This window comes from Nocardia sp. N2S4-5 (assembly GCF_044628355.1).
Taxonomy (GTDB): Bacteria; Actinomycetota; Actinomycetes; order Mycobacteriales; family Mycobacteriaceae; genus Nocardia; species Nocardia wallacei_B.
This window is the reverse complement of record NZ_JBIUPM010000001.1, coordinates 5,509,068-5,529,642: the sequence shown is the minus strand read 5'-3', so window position 1 is coordinate 5,529,642 and position 20,575 is coordinate 5,509,068. Positions and strand designations below refer to the sequence as shown.

At 67.7% G+C, this 20,575-nt stretch carries 21 protein-coding genes; 6 read left to right on the top strand and 15 right to left on the bottom strand.

Annotated features, from left to right (window positions below):
• Window positions 1-122: 122 nt before the first annotated feature.
• The 3 genes from ACFMRZ_RS25360 to ACFMRZ_RS25350 are packed head-to-tail and all read right to left on the bottom strand — an operon-like array spanning window position 123 to window position 4,307.
• Window positions 123-1,025, bottom strand: coding sequence for a sugar phosphate isomerase/epimerase family protein (locus ACFMRZ_RS25360; RefSeq protein WP_400181016.1), 903 nt, complete (start codon window positions 1,023-1,025; stop codon window positions 123-125).
• Window positions 1,026-1,038: 13 nt separating this feature from the next.
• Complete coding sequence (locus ACFMRZ_RS25355) at window positions 1,039-3,315, bottom strand: hypothetical protein (RefSeq protein WP_400181015.1); 2,277 nt, start codon at window positions 3,313-3,315, stop codon at window positions 1,039-1,041.
• The gene (locus ACFMRZ_RS25350) at window positions 3,312-4,307 is read right to left on the bottom strand and encodes a hypothetical protein (RefSeq protein WP_400181014.1); all 996 of its coding nucleotides are present in this window, start codon (window positions 4,305-4,307) and stop codon (window positions 3,312-3,314) included. Before ACFMRZ_RS25350 ends, ACFMRZ_RS25355 begins: the two co-directional genes overlap by 4 nt.
• A 96-nt stretch (window positions 4,308-4,403) precedes the next feature.
• Here ACFMRZ_RS25350 and ACFMRZ_RS25345 point away from each other — a divergent pair, with 96 nt between their 5' ends.
• The 3 genes from ACFMRZ_RS25345 to ACFMRZ_RS25335 are packed head-to-tail and all read left to right on the top strand — an operon-like array spanning window position 4,404 to window position 6,270.
• A complete protein-coding gene (locus tag ACFMRZ_RS25345; RefSeq protein WP_400181013.1) occupies window positions 4,404-5,261 on the top strand; it encodes a hypothetical protein in 858 nt (285 codons plus the stop codon).
• A 52-nt stretch (window positions 5,262-5,313) separates the two neighbouring features.
• Window positions 5,314-5,898: an NADPH-dependent FMN reductase gene (locus ACFMRZ_RS25340; RefSeq protein WP_400181012.1), complete on the top strand. Its 585-nt coding sequence runs from the start codon at window positions 5,314-5,316 to the stop codon at window positions 5,896-5,898.
• Between the two features lie 48 nt (window positions 5,899-5,946).
• Complete coding sequence (locus ACFMRZ_RS25335; protein ID WP_280362357.1) at window positions 5,947-6,270, top strand: hypothetical protein; 324 nt, start codon at window positions 5,947-5,949, stop codon at window positions 6,268-6,270.
• 48 nt (window positions 6,271-6,318) lie between these two features.
• Here ACFMRZ_RS25335 and ACFMRZ_RS25330 read toward each other — a convergent pair whose 3' ends face one another.
• Window positions 6,319-7,008, bottom strand: a complete 690-nt coding sequence (locus ACFMRZ_RS25330) for a response regulator transcription factor (RefSeq protein WP_280270705.1) — start codon at window positions 7,006-7,008, stop codon at window positions 6,319-6,321.
• Window positions 7,005-8,261, bottom strand: a complete 1,257-nt coding sequence (locus ACFMRZ_RS25325; RefSeq protein WP_400181011.1) for a sensor histidine kinase — start codon at window positions 8,259-8,261, stop codon at window positions 7,005-7,007. Before ACFMRZ_RS25325 ends, ACFMRZ_RS25330 begins: the two co-directional genes overlap by 4 nt.
• A gap of 357 nt (window positions 8,262-8,618) precedes the next feature.
• Between ACFMRZ_RS25325 and ACFMRZ_RS25320 the strand changes: the two genes are divergently transcribed.
• Window positions 8,619-9,434, top strand: coding sequence for a class I SAM-dependent methyltransferase (locus ACFMRZ_RS25320; RefSeq protein ID WP_400181010.1), 816 nt, complete (start codon window positions 8,619-8,621; stop codon window positions 9,432-9,434).
• Window positions 9,435-9,461: 27 nt separating this feature from the next.
• Here ACFMRZ_RS25320 and ACFMRZ_RS25315 read toward each other — a convergent pair whose 3' ends face one another.
• The 6 genes from ACFMRZ_RS25315 to ACFMRZ_RS25290 all read right to left on the bottom strand — a co-directional run bounded on the left by ACFMRZ_RS25315 (window position 9,462) and on the right by ACFMRZ_RS25290 (window position 14,984).
• On the bottom strand, window positions 9,462-11,504 hold the full coding sequence (locus ACFMRZ_RS25315) for a CocE/NonD family hydrolase (RefSeq protein WP_400181009.1): 2,043 nt from the start codon (window positions 11,502-11,504) through the stop codon (window positions 9,462-9,464).
• A 222-nt stretch (window positions 11,505-11,726) separates the two neighbouring features.
• Window positions 11,727-12,182, bottom strand: coding sequence for a hypothetical protein (locus tag ACFMRZ_RS25310; protein WP_400181008.1), 456 nt, complete (start codon window positions 12,180-12,182; stop codon window positions 11,727-11,729).
• 3 nt (window positions 12,183-12,185) lie between these two features.
• The gene (locus ACFMRZ_RS25305) at window positions 12,186-13,475 is read right to left on the bottom strand and encodes a hypothetical protein (protein ID WP_400181007.1); all 1,290 of its coding nucleotides are present in this window, start codon (window positions 13,473-13,475) and stop codon (window positions 12,186-12,188) included.
• Window positions 13,476-13,478: 3 nt separating this feature from the next.
• A complete protein-coding gene (locus ACFMRZ_RS25300; RefSeq protein WP_280362351.1) occupies window positions 13,479-13,775 on the bottom strand; it encodes a WXG100 family type VII secretion target in 297 nt (98 codons plus the stop codon).
• Complete coding sequence (locus ACFMRZ_RS25295) at window positions 13,772-14,107, bottom strand: WXG100 family type VII secretion target (protein WP_400181006.1); 336 nt, start codon at window positions 14,105-14,107, stop codon at window positions 13,772-13,774. The genes ACFMRZ_RS25300 and ACFMRZ_RS25295 overlap by 4 nt, the downstream gene beginning before the upstream one ends.
• Before the next feature lie 22 nt (window positions 14,108-14,129).
• Window positions 14,130-14,984: a TIGR03564 family F420-dependent LLM class oxidoreductase gene (locus tag ACFMRZ_RS25290; RefSeq protein ID WP_400181005.1), complete on the bottom strand. Its 855-nt coding sequence runs from the start codon at window positions 14,982-14,984 to the stop codon at window positions 14,130-14,132.
• A gap of 71 nt (window positions 14,985-15,055) precedes the next feature.
• Between ACFMRZ_RS25290 and ACFMRZ_RS25285 the strand changes: the two genes are divergently transcribed.
• Entirely contained in the window at window positions 15,056-15,598 is a 543-nt protein-coding gene (locus tag ACFMRZ_RS25285; protein WP_400181004.1) for a TetR/AcrR family transcriptional regulator, read from the top strand.
• Between the two features lie 104 nt (window positions 15,599-15,702).
• Here the strand turns inward: ACFMRZ_RS25285 and ACFMRZ_RS25280 are convergent, their stop codons facing one another.
• The 3 genes from ACFMRZ_RS25280 to ACFMRZ_RS25270 all read right to left on the bottom strand — a co-directional run bounded on the left by ACFMRZ_RS25280 (window position 15,703) and on the right by ACFMRZ_RS25270 (window position 19,100).
• Entirely contained in the window at window positions 15,703-17,754 is a 2,052-nt protein-coding gene (locus tag ACFMRZ_RS25280; protein ID WP_400181003.1) for a CocE/NonD family hydrolase, read from the bottom strand.
• Window positions 17,755-18,117: 363 nt separating this feature from the next.
• On the bottom strand, window positions 18,118-18,855 hold the full coding sequence (locus ACFMRZ_RS25275) for a phosphoglyceromutase (RefSeq protein ID WP_280270693.1): 738 nt from the start codon (window positions 18,853-18,855) through the stop codon (window positions 18,118-18,120).
• 68 nt (window positions 18,856-18,923) lie between these two features.
• On the bottom strand, window positions 18,924-19,100 hold the full coding sequence (locus ACFMRZ_RS25270; RefSeq protein WP_280270692.1) for a hypothetical protein: 177 nt from the start codon (window positions 19,098-19,100) through the stop codon (window positions 18,924-18,926).
• Window positions 19,101-19,220: 120 nt separating this feature from the next.
• Here ACFMRZ_RS25270 and ACFMRZ_RS25265 point away from each other — a divergent pair, with 120 nt between their 5' ends.
• Window positions 19,221-19,436 carry a DUF4287 domain-containing protein gene (locus tag ACFMRZ_RS25265; protein WP_280270691.1) on the top strand — a complete coding sequence of 72 codons (216 nt, stop codon included), beginning with the start codon at window positions 19,221-19,223 and terminating at the stop codon, window positions 19,434-19,436.
• Window positions 19,437-19,508: 72 nt separating this feature from the next.
• Here ACFMRZ_RS25265 and ACFMRZ_RS25260 read toward each other — a convergent pair whose 3' ends face one another.
• Window positions 19,509-20,414: an ROK family protein gene (locus ACFMRZ_RS25260; RefSeq protein WP_400181002.1), complete on the bottom strand. Its 906-nt coding sequence runs from the start codon at window positions 20,412-20,414 to the stop codon at window positions 19,509-19,511.
• Window positions 20,415-20,575 lie beyond the last annotated feature (161 nt).

Sequence of the window (20,575 nt, the reverse complement as noted above, 5' to 3'; positions counted from 1 at the left end):
TATAAGCCTCGAGGTCCGCCCGCGATTCCCACCCACTGTGACGAACGCGGCACACCTGCTCACCAGCCACACCGGCCGGACCACGTCGTTCGGTGCGAAGCGCTCGGGTCTGCGGATCGCCGTCAGACGCGCTGGGCTCCGGTGGGTTCCGGGGTGGGCGCGGTCTGGAGGTCGTTGAGGTGGGCGCGGGCGAAGGTGAGGGCGCGGTGGAGGGCGGCGGCGCGGGCGGCCTTGGTGCGGGCGTTCTGGGTGTTGACCTCGATCACCGCGTGGCCGTGGAAGCCGTTGTGTACCAACGCTTCACAGACTTCGGCGCACGGCTGGTTGCCCTCGCCGGGAACCAGGTGCTCGTCGTGGGCGGCGCCGGTGCCGTCGGCGAGGTGCAGGTGGGCCAGGTTGTCGCCCATCCGGGCGGCGAGCGCGAGCGGGTCCACCCCTGCGGTCGCGGTGTGTGACAGGTCGAGGGTGTAGTTGCCGAAGCCGGTGTCGGTCGGGTCGTAGGACGGACTGAACGCGGTCAGCGAAAGTCCCGGTCCACCACGGCGTTCCAGCCGTCGCGCCGACCCCGTCCGCCGCCCGAACAGGGTGTCGGCCCGCATCGGGAACATGTTCTCCACGGCCACCGCCACCGAGCTGTGCTCCTCCAGCTGCGCGACCTGTGCGGCGAACCCGTCGGCGTAGCGCCGCTGCCAGCGGAACGGCGGATGCACCACGACCGTGCTCGCCTCGAGCGCCTCCGCCGTGCGCACGCTGCGCTCCAGTTTCGCGATCGGGTCGGCGCCCCAGACCCGCTGTGAGATGAGCAGACACGGCGCGTGCACCGCCAGCACCGGCATCGAATACCGGCGCGCGTAGTTCTCCACGGTGGTGATGCTCTGGCTGGCCGGTTCGGCCCAGACCATCAATTCGATTCCGTCGTAACCGAGTTCGGCCGCGTAGCGAAATGCCGCCTCGGTGTTCTCCGGATAGACCGAAGCCGTGGACAATCCCACCCGGATGTCGTTCCCCGCCTGCCTGTTCCCCACTGCCGCTCCCTGCTCAGTTGGTGCTGAGTAGAAAGGCTAGCGGGCCGAGCGTCACGAAGATGCCCACGATCACGGCGATCACGGTGCTCATGATGTCGTCGGTGCGGCGCAGGACGCGGACCAGGGCCACCAGGCCGAGGATCACGACCATGGCGAGCGTCAGGGCGACGAACGGCAGGACATCCCACATCTTCTCGAAGCCCTTGAACAGCAGCATGCCCGCGACCGCGGCCCCGGCGACCTGACCGCCGAGCACCATCCACTGCTGCCGCGCCAGTTCGTCCGGGCTCTTGGCGGCGGCTCGGGCGCCACCGGACCGGGTGCCGGTAGCGCGGGAGGGGACCAGCGCGCGCGAGCGGGCGGCGAGGCGACTGGCGCGTTCGGCCCACGGGCGAGCCGGCTTGTCGAGGTCGTCGTCTTCGTCGTCGGCGAGGTCGGAGTCGAAATCCGGGTCGAACTCGTCGTCCGGGTCGAACTCGTCGGGCTCGATCGGCATGTAGACGTCGGTGCGATCGTCGGGGACCTCGAGCAGTCCGGCGGCACCGGCTCGTCCGGCACGCCGGTTGCCGCGAGGCGGACGCTCGCCGCGCTCGGCTCGATCACGCAGCAGATCCCCGGCGACGGTGGATCCCGAGACCAGCTGTTGATCGGGGTTGGCCGCGGACCAGAGCGCCGTGGGGTCGCCGTCCGGGGGCGGGGGCGGTGATGCGCCGTTGCGGGCGGGATGGTCCGGGGGCGCGTCCGGTGGAGTTCGTCTTCGCGCCGACCACGCGGGCAGGGCGGCAGGGGCGCCGCCGTCCCGGTTGCGGCGCGGCAATTGCGGTCGCGGCGGCGGTTCGGCGCGATCGGACTGATCGGGACCGCGGAAAGGCGTTGCGAACGGCTCGGACTCGGGGGTTCGCTGCGGGGCCCAGGCCGTGGGAGCGGCGTTTTCGACGGGCCTGAAGGGCCCGCCGCCGAACGGCCGGACCTCGGTCGCCTCGATGTCCGGTTCGCGACGGCGGCGTCGGCCGCCCTCCGATCCGGGGAGGCCGGGGTCGGGCAGTTCCGGCGCGGCCTGCTGCTCCGACAGCGCCTCGAGCGCCTCCATCCGTTCGCGCCGCGCGCGCCTGCCGCCCCGGGCGTTGGGTGCGAACGGGTCGGCTTCCGGTGCGGAAGCCGAAGCGTCGGAACCGGATCCGGGCCAGCCGAAGCCCGTCGGGTCACGCAACGCGGCGTCGGACATGGCGGGCGACTGGTAGGAGTGCGCCTCGAAGGCGGGCGGCTCGTATGCCGCGGGCTCGAATCCGGGAGGTGCAACCGCGTTCGGCCCGGCCCCGTTCGGCTGGTAACCGTTACCCCCCGCACCGTTCGCGCCGAAGCCGTTCGCGTCGTAACCATTGCCCCCGGCACCGTTCGCACCGAAGCCGTTCGAGCCGTAACCGCTACTCCCCGCACCGTTCGCGTCGTAACCGTTGCTCCCAGCACCGTTCGCACCGAAGCCGTTCGAGCCGTAACCGCTACTCCCCGCACCGTTCGCGTCGTAACCGTTGCTCCCAGCACCATTGGCGCCGAAGCCATTCCGGTCGTAACCGTTGCTGCCGATGCCGTTGGCACCGTAACCGTTGCTGCCGTTCGCGCCGGGGTCGTACCCGTTACCGTTCGCGCCGGGCGCATACCCGTTGCCGTTCGCACCAGGGGCGTACCCGTTGCTGCCGTTCGGCTGGTAACCGTTGCCGTTCGCCCCGAAACCGCTGGGCTCGTATCCGCTCCCACCGAAACCGCCGGGCGCATAACCATTGCCCTCGGCACCGTTCGCGCCGTACCCATCGGGCGCGTAACCATTGCCACCGGACCCATCGGGCTCGTATCCGCTGCTCCCAGCGCCGTTGCCCGCGTACCCGTCGGCACCGTTACCGCTGTAACCGTTCGGCGCGTACCCGTTACCCCCCGAACCGTTCGCGCCGAGGCCGTTCAGGTCGTAGCCGCTCCCCCCGGCTCCGTAACCGTTCGACTCCGAGCCGCTCGAACCGAGCGGGTCGTAGTACGAAATCGGCCCGGACAGCGGCGAATCGGACGGCCCGGTGTCGGGTAACGCGGCGGAGTAGTCCGGCGTCGGCTCGGCGGTCTCCGGCTCGGGCGCGGCGTGCGCGGACGAGCCCTCGCGGACGGCCGGCATGTCACCGGTCAGGTCGGTGACGGAGATGCCGCGGCCGCTGCGGCGACGCCGGCCGCCGCCCGACGCGGGAACGCCCTGGCCGTTGCGGGCCAGCAGCTCGGCGACCGACAGCTGGGTGGATTCGTCACTCATCTCGACACCGTTTCGGTCGGTCCCGGTATTCCGCTCGGACGGCCGTTGCCGGCACCGGGTTCGCTGTCCAGGTCGGTATCCAGTTTGCGCAGGATCAATCCCTCCCGCAGCGCCCAAGGGCAAATCTCGAGAGTATCCAGCGATAACGCTCGCATACTCGCCTCCGCGACCAATGCTCCAGCCACCAGTTGCTGTGACCGATCGGAACTAACGCCCTCCAATTCTGCCCGGTCCGCCGCGGTCATCCGGGAAATGAACGCGATCAGCTGGCGCAGACCGGAACTGGAGAGGATACGCCGTTCCCGGGGACCCGCGCCGGAGGGGGCGGCGCCGGTGAGCCGGGCCAGCGTGCGGAACGTCTTGGAGGTACCGACGGCCAGATCGGGGCGGCCGGAATCCAGCAGCTGTTTGGCCGGGATGACCATCTCGGCGTCGAGCCAGTCGCGCAGGACCGCCACCCGGTGCTTGCCCGGCGGGTCCTCGCGCAGCCAGTCGCGGGTCAACCGCCCGGCGCCCAGCGGCAACGACAACGCCACGTCCGGCGCCTCGTCGCAGCCGCTGCTCAGCTCGAGCGAGCCGCCGCCGATGTCGAGATTGAGGATGCGTCCCGCACTCCAGCCGTACCAGCGCCGCACCGCCAGGAACGTCAGCCGAGCCTCGTCGACCCCCGCCAGCACCCGCAGGTCCACCCCCGTCTCGAGCCGGACCTGGGCCAGCACCTCCTCGGAGTTGGTGGCCTCGCGCACCGCCGAGGTGGCGAACGACATCAGCTGCACGCAGCCGGAAGACTTTGCGATACTGGCGAATTCGGCGACCGTCCGGGTGAGGCGGGCGGCGCCCTCGGAGATGATGCGGCCCTGGTCGTCGATGTTCTCCGACAGCCGCAGCGTCGCCTTCCTGGAACTCATCGGCATCGGGTGGCCACCACGATGCGCGTCCACCACGAGTAGGTGGACGGTATTGCTTCCCACATCGAGCACACCGAGCCGCACAAGAACACGGTACTGGGTTGTGGTGCCGCGCAGGGGCAACGTCCCGTAAAGCCCGGAAATGCACGGTGCGGGCCGAAGCTGTTAGCGTCTGGCGATGTGACGGCAGGAGCTTCCGCGAGCGCCCCGACCGGGTTGCGACCAGCGGCGAAGATCGAACCCAGCCCAGAGGTCGATCTCGACTTCCCGCGGGAATGGATCGAATTCGTCGATCCAGCAAACGACGAGCACACCATTGCGGCCGACCTGACCTGGTTGCTGTCGAGATGGACGTGCGTCTTCGGCACCCCCGCGTGCCAGGGCATCATCGAGGGCCGCCCCGACGACGGCTGCTGTTCGCACGGCGCGTTCCTGTGCGACGACGACGATCGCAAGAAGCTGCACCGGGCTGTGAAGATGCTCACACCCGAGGACTGGCAGCTGATGGACCAGGCACTCGACGCGAACGGCAAGGTCCGCAAGAAGCTGTATCTGGAAGAGGACGACCTCGACGACGAGCCCGCCCTGCGCACCCGCCGCCACGACGGCGCGTGCATCTTCCTCAATCGCCCCGGTTTCGCCGGCGGCATCGGATGCGCGCTGCACAGCATGGCGCTGCGCAAGGGTCTGGAGCCGCTCACGGTGAAGCCCGAGGTGTGCTGGCAGCTGCCGATCCGGCGCACCCAGGACTGGGTGGACCGGCCCGACGGCGTGCAGATCCTGCGCACCACCCTCACCGAGTACGACCGGCGCGGCTGGGGCCCCGGCGGCCTCGACCTGCACTGGTACTGCTCGGGCTCCCCCGACGCCCACGTCGGCTCGCGCCCGGTGTGGCAGTCCTACGCCCCGGAGCTGATCGAACTGATCGGGCAGCCCGCCTACGACGAACTGGCCCGGCACTGCAAGCGCCGCGAGGGCCTGGGGATCGTCGCGGTGCATCCGGCGACCGTCGAAGCGGAACGCCGCGCCGCACCGTAGAGACGCGGACCGGACGGAATAAGACCGCGCCGCGCGGCCCTTGACCGTGGTTGTGAGCGTACGAATCCTGCTGGTCTCCGGCAGCACCCGGCCCGGTTCCACCAATACCGCCGCGCTGCGGACCTTTGAAGCCGTTGCACCGCAGGATGTCTCGACCGAGATGTATACGGGGCTGGCCGACCTTCCGGCATTCGTGCCGGGCGACGGGCCCGCGCCCGCCGCAGTCGCCGAATTGCGCGAGCGCTTGGCGGCCACGGATACCGTGCTGTTCTGCTCACCGGAGTACGCGGGCCTCATGCCCGGCAGCCTGAAGAACCTGCTGGAGTGGACCGTCGGCACCGCGGACCTCTACGAGAAGCCGGTGGCCTGGATCAACGTGGCCGCCGAGGGCCGCGGCGACGGGGCGGTGGCATCGCTGCGCACCGTGCTGGGATACGTCGGCGCGGAGATCATCGAGCCCGCATGCCGCCGGATCACCGTGCTGAGCGCGATGGTCGGCGCCGACGGCACGGTCGCGGATCCGGCGGTGCGGACGACGTTGCGCGAGGTCGCAGCAACTCTTCACGACCAGTACCGACACACCGCCGAACGCGCGCGACTCGCGGCGAAAAAGCTGGATGACACCGCCTCGACATGAAGGATTCACCCGATCCTGGTAGGCATCAGTTCCATGATGAGGAAAATCATGGCAACCGCAGTCCTGACCGTCGGCGCCGCGCTCGCGCTGGCTCCCGTCGCGCACGGCGAGGACGCCGCCTTCGACCCGACCGACTACAACGTGCAGACCGACAAGTTCGTGACCTTCACGGATCCGGCCGCCCTGACCGCGCAGCAGAACGGCAAGCAGGTCGTCGTCACTCCGTACGGCACCTCGCGCACCATCGCCTGCCGCGGCAACGGCGCCGACATCCCGCTCTACGACTGCCTGCAACACGACGACTTCGGCTGGCAGCCGCTGTCGAAGATGGATCTCCCGCAGATCGGCACCGCCTGGGTGCACATCGTCTAGTCCCCGACGCGGCTCCGGCCGGGGACTCGCACCCCGGCCGAACCGCTCTCAGGCCTCGAGCTTGTAGCCCAAGCCGCGCACGGTGACGAGGTGCTCGGGCTTGGCCGGGTCGGCCTCGATCTTCGAGCGCAACCGTTTGACGTGCACATCGAGGGTCTTGGTGTCGCCGACGTAGTCCGCGCCCCACACCCGATCGATGAGCTGGCCGCGGGTCAGCACCCGGCCGGAGTTGCGCAGCAGGTACTCCAGCAGGTCGAACTCCTTGAGCGGCAACGTCACCGGCTTGCCGTTGACCTGCACGGTGTGGCGGTCGACGTCCATCCGCACCGGCCCCGCTTCCAGGACGCCGGTCTCGTTGCCGCCGTCCACCTCCTCGCCCGCGCCGCGTCGCAGCACCGCACGGATGCGGGCGATCAGCTCGCGCGAGGAGTACGGCTTGGTCACATAGTCGTCGGCGCCGAGTTCCAGCCCGACCACCTTGTCGATCTCGCTGTCCCGCGCCGTCACCATGATCACGGGCACGCTGCTGCGGGTACGCAGCTGCTTACAGACGTCGGTGCCACTCATGCCGGGCAGCATGAGATCGAGCAGCACGATGTCAGCGCCGGAGCGGTCGAACTCGGCCAGGGCGGACGGACCGTCGCCGACCAGGGTGACCTCGAACCCCTCCTTGCGCAGCAGGAACGCGAGCGGATCGGCCAGCGACTCCTCGTCCTCGACGATCAGCACACTCGTCATCGGGTTGCCTCCACACCGTTTGGTCTGGCCCGCCCGTTGGGGCGCGGACCGATTTCCTTCTTACCCACCGCGATTCCGGTGGGAGTCCTTCGCTCGCCCGTCACGCCCTCGACGCCTTCCTCGGCGTCGGTGGCGGGGATGCGCAGGGTGAACGTCGAGCCCGTGCCCAGCTTGCTCCACAGCGTGATCTCGCCGTTGTGATTGGCGGCCACGTGTTTGACGATAGCCAGGCCGAGTCCGGTCCCGCCGGTGGCGCGCGAGCGGGCCTTGTCGGCGCGGAAGAAGCGCTCGAACACCCGCTCCTGGTCCTCCTTGGCGATGCCGATGCCGCGATCGGTGACGGCGATATTCACGTAACCACCGCGCAGCGAGCGGCTCACCGACACGTGCGAGCCCTTCGGGGAGTAGTTGATGGCGTTCTCGACGAGGTTCGACAGCGCGGTGACCAGCAGCGTCTCGTCGCCGAGCACCTCGAGCCCGCTGTTGGCGTCGGTGCTGACGGTGATGCCGGCGGCCTCGGCGGCGGTGCGCGAGCGCTCGATGGCGGCGTTGACGACGGTATCCACGTCGACGGCCTCGAGCTGCGGCAGCTTCTCCGCGCCCTGCAGCCGCGAGAGCGCGATCAGCTCGGTCACCATCTTGCCCATGCGGCCGGACTCGGCGTGCAGACGCTCGCCGAAGTGCCGCACCGAATCCGGGTCGTCGGCCGATTCCAGCAACGCCTCCGCCAGCAGACTCATCGCGCCGACCGGAGTCTTGAGTTCGTGGCTGACGTTGGCGACGAAGTCCCGGCGGGTCGCCTCCATCCGGGCCTGCTCGGAATCGTCGTCGGCGAACAGCACGACGAAGTTGGAGTTGTCCCGCGACAGCGGCCGCGCCACCCCGCGCACCGCGATGCTGGCGCGGCCGGGCGTCGGATTCTTCAGTGTGAGATCGAAATCCACGCTGTCCGCGGTGAACAGCACCTTCTCCACGGCGGCCCAGGCCCGCTCGTCGAGCAGCCGGTTGCGGACCAGGCCCAGTTCCTCCGCACGCGGATTCACCAGCACCACATCGCGGTATTCGTCGACGACCGCGATGCCACTCTCCGAGGCGAGCACGATCAGGTCGAGCACCTGCGACATGGTCAGGCCCGATTCGGCCTCGCGGCGCTCCGCCTGCCGGGCGTTCACATAGGGAATGAGCAGTCCGCCGACAGCCAGGCCTACTACGGCCGCCAGAAGTGCCAGCAGCACGGCCTGAGGAACGCTCACACTTGAATCGTACGGTCGCGGACACGCCGACAAAGGCCGGGTCGGCGAAGTTTCGCGCAGGTCACAGGCGATTCCGCCGGTGTTAGCCCGGCGTTTACGCGGAGTTCCACCGGCGCGTCGGCATCTTGGTCCCGCAACTCTCCAGCACTCACCACGATGACGCGCGCACATTGCGTTGCGGCGCCGCGCATCTGGAGATCGCGCGACACCGGCGTGAACTGTCTCCCATTGTGCCCGTCGCGGGAGCGCACGCCCACCCGGAGATCGAGTGTGACGCTCAACTCAGCAGGTTCCCTCGGCCCATTGACCCGGCTCGACAATGAGGTTAGCGTTACCTAACTTCACTGGGAGGTCCGGGTGAGCAAGGAAGCCGTTCGACTGGGTGCCGTGCAGGAAACTCTGCTCATTCCGCTGTACGGGCGGGCGCTCGACGCCCGCGCGCGACGGCCCGTACTGGGTGATGAGAAGGCGGTCGAACTCGTCGAGCGCATCGAGTACGACTTCACGGGATTCCGCGGCCCCTCGTTGTCCGGGTCCGTGCTGCGCACCTCGATCTTCGATGCCTGGGTCCAGCGATTCCTCGCGGAGCACCCGGACGGCACGGTGATCGAGCTGGGCGCGGGCTTGAACACCCGCTCGGACCGGCTGGACAACGGCCGGGCCCGCTGGTTCGACCTGGACCTGCCGGACACCATGGCGCTGCGGCGCACGTTCTTCGACGACACCGACCGCGTCAGCACGATCGCGGGCTCGATCCTCGACACCGACTGGTTCGATCGGATCGCCGCGACCGGCGGTCCCTACTTCTTCGTCAGCGAGGCGGTCCTGCTGTACTTCGAAGAGGAGCAGGTGCGCGCGGTCGTTCGGCAACTCGCCGACCGATTCTCCGGCAGCATGTTCGCCATCGATACCGGCGGGCGCGCGATGATGGACAACCAGGAACGCAATCCCGTCTTCCGGGCGGTCTCGGCGCGTATGCGGTGGACTTGCGAAGACCCGGCGTCCCTGGCGAGCTGGGGTTTGACACTGCTGGACAGCCGCACCTTCGCTACCCCGCAGCCCGAGTTGGCCCGTACTTGGCCGTGGCGCTACCGGTTCGGCATGCCCTTGCTGTCGCGCCTCCTTCCTCGGACGGTCGGCGCGTACAAGCTCAACCTCTTCGCACTCGACTGACGCGTGCGCCTCGTCGCACGGGCACGATCACCAACCGGGAGCGCCCGAGAGCGGGAGGTTCACGTAGCTCGGGTCCGCGGGATCCAGGAGCAGGTGTTGGGGGCGCAGGCCGGATTCGAGGAGTAAGGGGGTCGGCGGCAGGCCCTTCGGGAAGTTGCCCGCGTAGACGTTGACGCGCAGCCGGTGTCCCGGTTGCAGGACGGCGTCGACCGCCGGGACCGGGATATCGAGCGCGGTGGGCTGTCCGGGGACGGTCGGCTGCCGGGTGTCGAGGGAGAGATCGGGTACCGGCTGGGTGTAATCGCCGCCGGCATCTCGTCTGCTGCGTGATTCGTCGATGGCGCGCAACGACGCCATCAACTGCCCGGTCGACAGAACGGTCGACATGCCGTCCGGCGCAACGTCGTTCACCTCGACCACCCAGAACCCGTCCGTCGCGTCCTGAATTGTGTTGAGGTGCACCGATATCGGGCCGGACACGGTGGTCGACTCCGCGACGGGTGCGCTGGTGAAGGTCAGTCCGTTCAGCTCGTGGACGCGATTGTCGTCCCCGCAGGCGATGACGATGGCCGCGACCCCGATCGTCTGCTGCGCGGCGTCGCGGGAACACAGCCCCGTCAAACCCGGTGCGACGGTGAGGGTGTCGGCATTCGCGCTCGGCCCGGTGAACAAAGATCCGTCGTGCACGCTGCCCGCGGTGGTTCCGCTGGGCGCGGCGGCGAGGTACATCCGCCGATAGTCCGACTGCGACTCCGGCTTGTGCAATGCCGCGAGCGTCTTCCAGGCACCGCCCTGCTCCCGCACGGTGACCGGGCCGTACTCGTCGATGCCGTTGTCGATTCCCTTGAGCCACTTGTCGAACCAGGCCCGCTGCAACACGTCCATTCGTGGCGGCAGGCCGGGTTTACCGGATTCGGCGCCGTTGGTGATGTGGTACGTGTCGCCCATCAGCAGTTGTTTCCGGCCGGGCGGCAAAGGGATTCGGTCGTAGAAGTCGGCCTGCGAGGTGACGAACAGGTCGTGCCAGCCGCCGGAAATGAAGACGGGAGTGCTGATTCCACTCGGGTCGGTCTCCCATGCCTGCCGAGTCGGGCTGTCGGCCTGCAACAAATCCTGGACCTTGGAACCCAGCTTGTCGATGCTCGGCGTGACGAAGGCGTCGATCAGCGCGTCCACGAAGGTGAACGGGTCGGCGAGGCGGTCGGCCAGCCACTTGCCGTCGAATCGGCCCTGCGCCAGCGACAACAGATCGGGCATCAGCTTGGCCATGTTGACGCCGAGCAGCCACGCGGGCATGAAGGTCGTGCCGATCGCGCCGCCGGGCGCCACCACGTCGCGAAATGGGTTGCCGCTGGGGACAACCGGGAAAAGCGCCTTCAACGCGGGCGGATTCTTCGCTCCTACCTGCAACTGATTGATCCCGGAGTAGGAGACTCCGCTCATGCCGATGTCGCCGGTCGACCACGGCTGCCGGGAGGTCCAGTCGACCACCTCGACGGTGTCCTGCTGTTCCCGCGCCCGCAGCAGATCCCAATCTCCTTGGGAGAAGCCGGTTCCCCGGACGTCGACGATCACCTGGGTGTAGCCGCTCTTGACCAGTTGCCGGTCCACCGAGAAGTTGCGCACCAGCCCGCCGCCGAGCGACTTCGTCAGATCGGTGATCCCGGCGAAAGGCGTACCCGATAGATCGAACTCGTGCGTCAGCCGCATGAGTTCGTCCGAGAACCCCGGTATGGACATGGCGGAATCGATGACCATCGACCCCAATTTCGTATAGGGCGTGAGGTTCAAGACGGTCGGCGTCGGCTCGGCGATCGGCCGCCCCGCCGCATCCGCCGGGTGGTACACATTGCCCTTCAACACCGTGCCGTCACTCATGGTGATCGGCACATCCCATTCGATGAAGACATTCGGATACCGCTGCGGCCCATCCTCGGTCGCCGTCCACGCCGCCCCCGCAGCCCCACCGTCCGGCCCGCCCGGCTCGGGCGCCGCCCCCGCCGACAGCGCCACAAACGCCACCAACGCCACAGCCGCCCCCACCACCCCAGCACGCAGCAGATACCTCATCGACGACCGCCCACTCCCTCGGAAACAGTTGCCCCTCAAGGTAGGACGGCCCCACCCCCACGAGAGGCGAATTCCCCCACTTTCAGTCAATTGCACAAACCCCCACCCCCGAACCCCTCGTCAAACCACCGAAACCCTCCCCCACGACGTGCAGTTCGGCGATGCCACCCCCGACCCCGTTATCCGAAGAGAACCTCCAGCCGGCAGACCCACCCACACGACTCAGCGGTCCACAGACCCGAGCAACTCTTCCAGAAGCGGACCCGAATCCGGAATCCTGTGCCACCACCACGGAGCGGCCGACAAATCCGAGTCCACATACCTTCCGAGAACCCGCTTGTCATCGCGGACGGTAACGGAACGCAGACGCGTGTCATACACATCCACCACGCCGAGAACCTTGTCCTTCAACGGCTCCCCGAGACGTTCGATACACCCCGCCAAAAAATCGCGTATCGAATAAGCGGCAACCAAGTCGTAGCCACCCCAAACCCCCCGATCTCCGGCCGATCCGAACCGATCCGAATCAATCTTCTCGACATGCAGAGCCCAACTGACAAGCAGGTCCAGAACACCAAAGGAACGCCATTCGTTCACTTGATGGCGACAGGATTCCAGCTCCGCAATTTCGCTGTCTTCAAACCCTGACCTGATTTCATCGGTCAATTCTTCACTCATATATCACCGACTCGGGTAGTAGGTTGTCGATCGCCACGGCAAGTCCCGGTTGACAATCACCCTAACGCCCTTGTAGTCATATCGCACAGAGTTGCCCTCACCTGGTGACGTCTTACCGTTCTTCAAAGTTTCCTCGATTTCTTGCAAAGATGGTCGGCCCATCGCCGGGTTGTCGTCGCCCGCGTGCCCTCGAGCGAACTCTGCGATTTCATCGAGAGAGTAGCCGGTACCGTCGAAATCGTCCGCAGAGCCGGGATGCTGCTCCCCATCGTGGCCATCGTCGTCATCCAGGAGGACTCGCATGATGATGATGGACTCGAGGGATTTGAGGGTGCTGTCCAGGGTGGGGATGGCGTCGAAGGCTTTGATTGTGCCTATGGCGCCTGCGGTTGCGGCGGTTAGGCCTATGGCTTTTATGAGGTTGCTGGATTGGTAGACGGTGCGGATGGTGTTGATGGTGTTGGTGACTATGGCGCTGACGCCGCCTGCGCCGGCGGCGGCGCTGCCGCCGAAGGTGAACCAGGCTGCGGCTGCGGCGGCTACGACGGTGAGGCCTATTGCCCATTCTGCTTGGGTGACGGCGGATTCGATTTGGTGGCGGACGTTTACCGTGCTGGTGTGGTATTCGGCTACGGGGCCCGCGAGGTTGGTTGTCGCTGTGACCAATTGGGTGGCGCTGCCGTGGAGGGTGTTGAGGTGGTCGAGGACCAGGGGGAGGGTGTTCTTGTCTTCGATGCGGTCGAAGAGGCCGATGATTTCCGTTATGCGGCCGGCGGCACCGGTGACGGTCGCGTGGTCGGCGAACGTTCGCCATACCGATGAGGCCTTCTCGAGCTTCTTGACGTCGCCGTTGGGGAGCTTGCCGAACTGCTGGATGATCTGTGCGATCAGCATGTCGAACAGTTCCTTGACGCCGCCGCCGTGTTCTATGCCGATTCCGTTGTCGTGCACGGAGGTCGGGATGGTGACCTGGTAGACCGACATATCGCGGACGTTCGGCCGCTCCGGCGGAGGTTTGCTGCGGTTGGCGATGCCGTAGTTGTAGCCGTTGGCGTACAGGACATTGCCGAAGTTGGTCAGGGCGTCGGCGAGGTTCGTGCAGGCCTGCATCGTGTCTCGGGCGGTGCGGTCGTAGGACTCGCCCCACTGGCGGCAACCGGGTGCGTCACCGGCCATGCCACCGCATTCGTTCTTGATCGCATCGTGGACCGGCTTGTCCGCGCGACGGAGATCTGCGGCGAGGGCGTGGCATTTCTTCGCGGCCTCGTAGTAGATCTGCCAGTCGATGTTCACGGCTCAGTCCCCTCGCAGCATCCTTTGGTTGAGGTCGATGGCTCGGGTGTAGCGGCCGTGTGCCTTGCGGGCCGCGTCGGTCATTTCGGCGACTCCGTCGACGAATTCCTGAGCGCTGGTGGCCCAGTCGCGGTGGGCGTCGTTGTATGCCTGGGCTGCGACGCTTTCCCAGGCGCCGTGCAGCGATCCGACTTTCTGGTCGAGTCCGTCGAGATGATCGCGAAGGAAGCCGACCAAGCCGTTGAGCCGGGCTACGACGTCATCGAGATGGTCGAGGTTCACCGAGAATTCGGAACTCATGACATGTTCAGCTGGGTGAGGGCGGCGGTGGAGCCACCGTCGGTATTGCGATAGTTCTCGGCGGTCACGCCCAGCTTTTCGGCCAGTGCGGTCAGGGCCGTCATGAGTTTCGTTCCGCCGTCGCGAGTGTCGGTCCAGCCCGCCGAGAACTCGTCGGCGGCATCGCCCGTCCAGCCCTCCGCGAGCAAGGTGTCGACCTCGCGGCTCGCGGCGTCCAAGGCCTGGCGCATGGTGTCGGCGATGTTGTAGACGTACTGACCGATCGCCTGAACATCATCCGGTACGACCGTTATGCCGGAATTCGGATTCGGTTGTCCCCCATCACCGTTCATGGACTCGATGGTAGTCCGGCGACTACTGCGAGCGGACCAGTTCTCCGGCCAGTCGCAGTGTTCTCGCCTTCTCGGTGGCGTCGCCGACCAGACTGACCAGCAGGTCGGTCGCACCCGCGTCGGCATACGCGCGGACGGCGGCGGCAACGGCTTCCTCGTCTCCGGCGACGACGGTTTCCGCGACGTTGCGCTGGCCCTGGCGGTCGAGAAGCGTTCGGTAACTGGCGAAATCGGAGGCGAAGCCGAACGTTTCGGCGATCTCCCGGCGGACGTCGTCCGGCCTGTTCGTCACGCTCAGCATCACCGATGCGACGACGCGCGGGTCCTTCGCCACGGCGTCGATGTGCGGGCGGATGTGGTCGGAGATCGTTGCGGGGGTCGCCCATACGGTGACGGTGCCGTCGGCCAGCTCGCCCGCGATGCGGAGCATCACCGGGCCGAGCGCGGAGAGCAGCACCGGCGGTGGTTGCACGCCCGGGAGCTGCACGTGACCGGCGCCGGAGAATTCGGTGCGCAGCGCGGTCAAGTACTCGCGAGTGTGCTGGGCGGGCCGGTCGAAGGACATGCCGTAGACGCCCTCGACGAACGGCTTGTGACTCGGACCGACGCCGAGGGTGAACCGATTTCCGATTGCGGCGGAGACCGTGAGCGCCTGCGCGGCAAGCGAAATCGGGTGGCGTGGGTAAGTCTGCACGACGGCCGTGCCCAGCTCGATCTCCGGCACGGCCGCCCCGACGAGCGCCGCGACGACGAGCGGGTCCCACGCGAAGACTTGATTGAAGAACACGCTGGCCAGCCCGTGTTCGGCTACCGCGCGCACCTGCTCGATCCGGGTCTCGATATCGCTCTGATCTCCGGCATACAGGCCGATCCGCATTGCCCCTCCAAGGTGAATTCTAGATTCCGCTTAACCGACGGTAGCATAAGATGAATCAAGGATTCCGGTTGATGGGAGCGTGGACAGTGCGGGCGGACGCGCGGCGCAACCGTTCGGCGATCACCACCGCCGCCCTGCGGCTGGCCGGCGAGCGGGGTGAGGCCGTGTCGATGGAGGACATCGCGCGGGCGGCGGGGGTCGGCGTCGGCACGCTGTACCGGCACTTCCCGGACCGGCGCGCCCTGCTCGAGGACATCGCGGTCGACACGCTGCGAGAACTGATCGAGGCCACGCGCGCGGAGGTCGGTCGGGCCCCGGCCTGGGAAGCGCTGCTGCGGGTGGTGGAGCACTGCGTGAGTTTGCCGCTGGCACTGATCAAGTCGCTGCTCACCGACGAACCGGAACGCCCCGAACTACCCGAGCTGGAGGCGGAGGCGAACGCGCTGATCGCCGAACTCGCGGCCGCCGCACAGCGCGAGGGCGACCTGCGGCCCGACGTGCCGCCGGCGGAAGTGGTGCGAGTGCTCAACGTGGCGGTGTGCCGCTGCGGTGCGCGCGTCGATGATCACCTGACCCGCGTGCTGCTCGACGGTCTGCGTGCGCGGAAGAGGTAGCGTCTCGTCCGAACAGTTTGCAGCGGTGCGGGTTTCGACACATGAAAAGCCCCGGGGCGCACGCCGTTGTGCGCACCCGGGACGACCGGGGTGGTCGGGCAGACTTACCAGCCGGGCTTACCGCGGACCGGGATGTTCACGAAGCTGGGCGCGTTCGGGTCGAGTTGGAGGTGCTGCGGCTTCAGGCCGGTGTCGATCAGCATGGGCAGGATCGGCAGGCCCTTGGGGAAATTGCCCGCGAACACGTCCACGCGCAGCCGATGGCCGGGTTGCAGCACCGCCTCGGTGGCGGTCAGCGCGAGGTCGAGCGTCGTCGCCTCGCCCGGCACCGTGGGCTCACGCTTGTCCAGCGAGGTGTACGCCCGCGGGTCGGTGTAGTCGCCGTTGGCCGAGCGCGCGCTGCGGGACTCGTCGACCTGACGCAGCGAGGCCATCAGCTGGCCGGACGACAGCACCGTCGATTGTCCGTCAGGCGCGACGTCGTTGACTGTCGCCACCCAGTAGCCGTCGGCCGCGTCCTGAATCGTGTTGAGCCGCACCGCGATCGGGCCGGAGATGGTGGTCTGTTCCGCCACCGGGTCGCTGGTGAAGGTCAGGCCGTTGAGTTCGGCGACCCGCGAATCCTTGGCGCAGCCGTCGATGATCGACAAGATGCCGGCGGTCGCCTGGGCGGCATCGTTCGAACAGAGGGTGGTCATTCCGGGTGAGACCGTCAACCGCTCGGTATCGCCGTTGGCGGAACCGGTCAGCGAGCCGTCGTAGACGCTGTTCGCGGTCCCACTCCGGTTGGCGGACAGGTACATCCGCCGATATTGCGACGCCTCTTCCGCCGGGGCGGACGGGCCGAAACCGTTCTGCGTGATCCAGCCGCCGCCCTGCTGACGCAGCGTGACCGGACCGTAGGTGTCGATGCCGTTGTCGATTCCCTTGAGCCACTTGTCGAACCACGCCCGCTGCAGCACGTCCAGGCGCGGCGGCAGGCCCGGCCGACCCGACTCGTTGCCGGAGTTGAGGTGGTAGGTGTTGCCCATGAACAGCTGCTTCTGGCCGGGCGGCAGCGAAATCTCGTTGTAGATCTTGGATTCCGAGTAGGTGAACAGGTCGTGCCAGCCGCCGGTGACGAAGGTCGGGATGTCGATCGTGCTCGGATCACCAAGCCACGCTTGCCGTTCCGAGCTGTAGTCCGACAGCATCTGTTTCACCCGCGGATCCAGATCCTCCATCCGGGTGCTGGTGTATGCGGACAGCAGCACGTCCAGGTAGGTGTACGGATCGGCGGCGCGGTCGCGCAGCCAGGTGGTGTCGAACTTGCCGGTGACGATCGACTGCACGTCCGGCACCCACTTGAGGGTGTTGATCGCGGTGAGCCACAACGGAATGAAGTTGAAGCCGAAGCCGCCGCCCGGCGCCAGCACGTCGTCGACCAGATCGCTGCCGGGGACCACGGGGAAGATCGCTTTCAACGCCTCCGGGTGCTTCTCGGCGGCCTGTACCTGGTTGATGCCGGAGTAGGAGATGCCATTCATGCCGACCTTGCCGGTGGACCACGATTGCCGCGCGGCCCAGTCGATCACCTCGACGGTGTCCTGCTGTTCGCGCTGGCGCAGCATGTCCCATTCACCCTGGGAGAAGCCGGTGCCGCGGACGTCGACCACGACCTGGCTGTAACCGCTGCGGATCAGTTGCCGGTCGACGGTGAAGTTGCGTAGTTCGCCGCCGCCGAAAGCCTTTGTGAGGTCGGTGATTCCGGACAGCGGAGTGCCCGACATGTCGATCTGGCGGAACAGGTTCAGGAGCGCATCGGACAGGCCCGGAATCGCCTGCGCGTGGTCGGCGAGGTTGGAGACCAGCTTCGTGTACGGGGTGAGGTTGACGATGGTGGGCGTCTGCACGTCGGCCGCGCGGCCGGTGGCGTCGGCGGGGCGGTACACGTTGCCCTTCAGGACCGTACCGTCAGTCATCGTGATGGGGACGTCCCAGTCGATGTGGATGTTCGGATACTGCTGCGGCCCATCCTGAGTGGCCGTCCAGGCGGCGCCTGCCGCACCGCCGTCCGGGCCGATCGCGGCGGGTCCGGCGATGGCCGTGGCAGTGAGGAATGGGAACACCACGGTCGCGGCGACCGCCGCTACTGTGGCGCGCAGCGCGTACTTCATCGGACGTGATCCGCCTCTCCGAAATGGTCGAACGACCGGAAGTGTATCTACCGACGAGTAAGTTACAAACCATCGAGTTCGTATGTTGGAACGAAATTCTCTCGATGCCTCACCATCTCAGCCGAGGCGACGACCAGGCCGAAGAGTCGCGGACCTACCTGCCGATCGCTGCCCACACCCGGCGCGACCGGCCCGAACCCGACTGCCACCACCCGCGCCGCCGACCGGAAACCGATCGGCGGCAACCTGATAGCCGCTCTGCCACAGAGGAGACGTAGCTCACAAACCGAGCCGTCCGAACCCTAGCCGCACGCAGCACGAGATGACAGCGGACGCTCCGTACGAGTCCGGTCTCGAGGGTGGCTACTTCCCGCCCTGGTTCGCTACTGCGGCGGCGCCCGCGGCGGCGGCCTCGGGGTCGAGGTACTCGCTGGGGCCGACGGGGCGGAGGTTCTCGTCGAGTTCGTAGCGCAGAGGGATGCCGGTGGGGATGTTGAGGCCCGCGATGTCGTCGTCGGAGATGCCGTCCAGGTGCTTGACCAGGGCGCGCAGCGAATTGCCGTGCGCGGCAACGAGAACGGTGCGGCCGGCCACCAGTTCCTTGGAGATGGTCGACTCCCAGTACGGGACCATGCGGGCGACGACGTCCTGCAGGCACTCGGTCTCCGGCACGGCCGTACCGGCGTAGCGGGCGTCGCCGTCCTGGCTGTATTCGGTGCCCGGCTCGATCGGCGGCGGCGGGGTGTCGTAGCTGCGGCGCCACAGCATGAACTGCTCGTCGCCGTACTGGTCGCGGATCTGCGCCTTGTTCTTGCCCTGCAGCGCGCCGTAGTGGCGCTCGTTGAGTCGCCAGTCGCGGACCACCGGGATCCAGTGCCGGTCGGCGGCGTCCAGGGCGAGGTTGGCGGTGCTGATCGCGCGGCGGAGCAGGGAGGTGTAGACGATGTCGGGCAGGATCCCGTGCTCGGCCAGTAGTTCGCCCGCGCGCTTGCCCTCGGCCATGCCCTTGTCGGTCAGGCGAACGTCCACCCAGCCGGTGAACAGGTTCAGGGCGTTCCATTCGCTTTCGCCGTGGCGCAGCAGCACGAGGGTGTACGTCATGCGGGCTATGCTAACCCGCCCCCGCGGGCGTCCGGTGGGGTGCGGGCCTGGTCACGGGTCTCGCGCGGCTAGATCCATTCGACCTCGTCGAAACGAACCAGGGCGCCGTGGCGGCCGCCGCGGACGGGAATGTCGAGGTGTAGCTCCTCACGTCCGGGGTCGACCTCCCGGACCACACCGCAGACGCCCTGGAAAGGGCCGCTGGGCACGAAAACCACATCGCCAGGCGTGAATTCGGCTGCCACTCGTCGACGGTAGCGCTTCTACCAGGTCAAACCGGTCAGGCGCGCGGTAGTCGGCGGAGACTCGCCGTATGTGTGCGGGACCACAGATGAGTTCTTCGCATCGGCGTCGTCCTATCGGGCATGAGCGCAACACCGCAGTCGGCCACCGTCAAAGGCCCGGCCTCCTACTTCCCTTCCATCGAGAAGAAGTACGGCCGTCCCGTCGAGGAGTGGCTGGAGCTGATTCGAGGCTCGGAGCTGACCAAGCACATGGAGCTGGTGGCCTGGTTGAAGAGTGCGTACGGGCTCGGGCACGGGCATGCGAACGCGCTGGTGGCGCACGTTCGTTCGGCCTGAATTTCGGTCCTGGTTCGCGCCACGGAGGGGATCGCGCGAGCTGGGGACGGTCTCGGTACCGGGCGACAGCGCTCAGTCGTATTCGTCGGCGGTGGCGTGGCCCGCGGCCAATACGCCCGCGCCTGCCAGGGTTGCTCCGTTGGTGATGCGAGAGGGCACGACGCGCAGGGCGCGGGTGAAATCCAGCCGGGCGTGGGTGGTGATCGCGGCGCGCATCGGTTCCCAGAGGGGCGCGCCCGCTTCGGCGAAGCCGCCGCCGATAACCGCGCGGTCGATGTCGAGCAGTGCGGCGGCCGATGAGATCGCTTGGCCCAGAGCGGTTCCGGCGCGTTCGAGAGCGGCCAGGGCGATCGGGTGACCGGCCCGGGCATCCCGCGCCAGTTCGGCGCCGGTGTTACCGGTCCAGCCTTGCTCGCGGGCCCACCGGGCCGAGGACATGCCGCTCGCCACCGCCTCCACGCACCCGACCCCGCCGCAGCCGCACGGCGCGGTCGAACCCGGCACCACGATGTGGCCGACGTGTCCGGCATTTCCGGTGCGGCCCACCGCGACTCGGCCGTCCATGATGATTCCGCCGCCGATCCCGGACGACACCGTCATCGCCAGGCCGTCTCGGACGCCGCGCAGACCGCCGATGTGGTGTTCGGCCAGCGCCAGGCACGCGCCGTCGACGGCGAGCCGAATCACTGCCGCGGGGAACAACTCCTGCACTTGGGCGACCAAGGGGAACCCCGCTCGCCATTCCGGAATGTTCAGCGGCGCAATGGTTCCCGCGCGTATGTTCACCGGACCCGCCGACCCGATGCCGATCGCGGTCACCCGCGCATCCCCGGCGACCTGCCGCAACAGGGTCCGGCACGCTTCCCACACGGATTCCGGCGGCACTTCGGTCCGGCGCACGTCCCGCACCTGCCGCCCGGCGTGCACCACCCCGGCCGCGAATTTCGTCGCCCCGATATCGAGAGCCAGCACAGTCATGCCGAGCCACCTCCTGCCGAACCACCGGGCCCCCGAATTCTCACCCGCCGGCCGCTCGAAGGCCACCTCGCCGCACTGGTTTCCCCACGCGGATCTGTGCACCCGGCCTGAACGGACACAATCCACGGTGACGCGGCGAGATTTGCCGTCTCGAGCCGGAT

Excerpts from the sequence above, each read along its gene's own strand:
- ACFMRZ_RS25355 (WP_400181015.1), bottom strand. The coding sequence starts at position 3,315 with ATGAGTGACGAATCCACCCAGCTGTCGGTCGCCGAGCTGCTGGCCCGC.
- ACFMRZ_RS25335 (WP_280362357.1), top strand. The coding sequence starts at position 5,947 with ATGGCAACCGCAGTCCTGACCGTCGGCGCCGCGCTCGCGCTGGCTCCC.
- ACFMRZ_RS25330 (WP_280270705.1), bottom strand. The coding sequence starts at position 7,008 with ATGACGAGTGTGCTGATCGTCGAGGACGAGGAGTCGCTGGCCGATCCG.
- ACFMRZ_RS25315 (WP_400181009.1), bottom strand. The coding sequence starts at position 11,504 with ATGAGGTATCTGCTGCGTGCTGGGGTGGTGGGGGCGGCTGTGGCGTTG.
- ACFMRZ_RS25310 (WP_400181008.1), bottom strand. The coding sequence starts at position 12,182 with ATGAGTGAAGAATTGACCGATGAAATCAGGTCAGGGTTTGAAGACAGC.
- ACFMRZ_RS25300 (WP_280362351.1), bottom strand. The coding sequence starts at position 13,775 with ATGAGTTCCGAATTCTCGGTGAACCTCGACCATCTCGATGACGTCGTA.
- ACFMRZ_RS25295 (WP_400181006.1), bottom strand. The coding sequence starts at position 14,107 with ATGAACGGTGATGGGGGACAACCGAATCCGAATTCCGGCATAACGGTC.
- ACFMRZ_RS25290 (WP_400181005.1), bottom strand. The coding sequence starts at position 14,984 with ATGCGGATCGGCCTGTATGCCGGAGATCAGAGCGATATCGAGACCCGG.
- ACFMRZ_RS25285 (WP_400181004.1), top strand. The coding sequence starts at position 15,056 with ATGGGAGCGTGGACAGTGCGGGCGGACGCGCGGCGCAACCGTTCGGCG.
- ACFMRZ_RS25280 (WP_400181003.1), bottom strand. The coding sequence starts at position 17,754 with ATGAAGTACGCGCTGCGCGCCACAGTAGCGGCGGTCGCCGCGACCGTG.
- ACFMRZ_RS25275 (WP_280270693.1), bottom strand. The coding sequence starts at position 18,855 with ATGACGTACACCCTCGTGCTGCTGCGCCACGGCGAAAGCGAATGGAAC.
- ACFMRZ_RS25265 (WP_280270691.1), top strand. The coding sequence starts at position 19,221 with ATGAGCGCAACACCGCAGTCGGCCACCGTCAAAGGCCCGGCCTCCTAC.
- ACFMRZ_RS25260 (WP_400181002.1), bottom strand. The coding sequence starts at position 20,414 with ATGACTGTGCTGGCTCTCGATATCGGGGCGACGAAATTCGCGGCCGGG.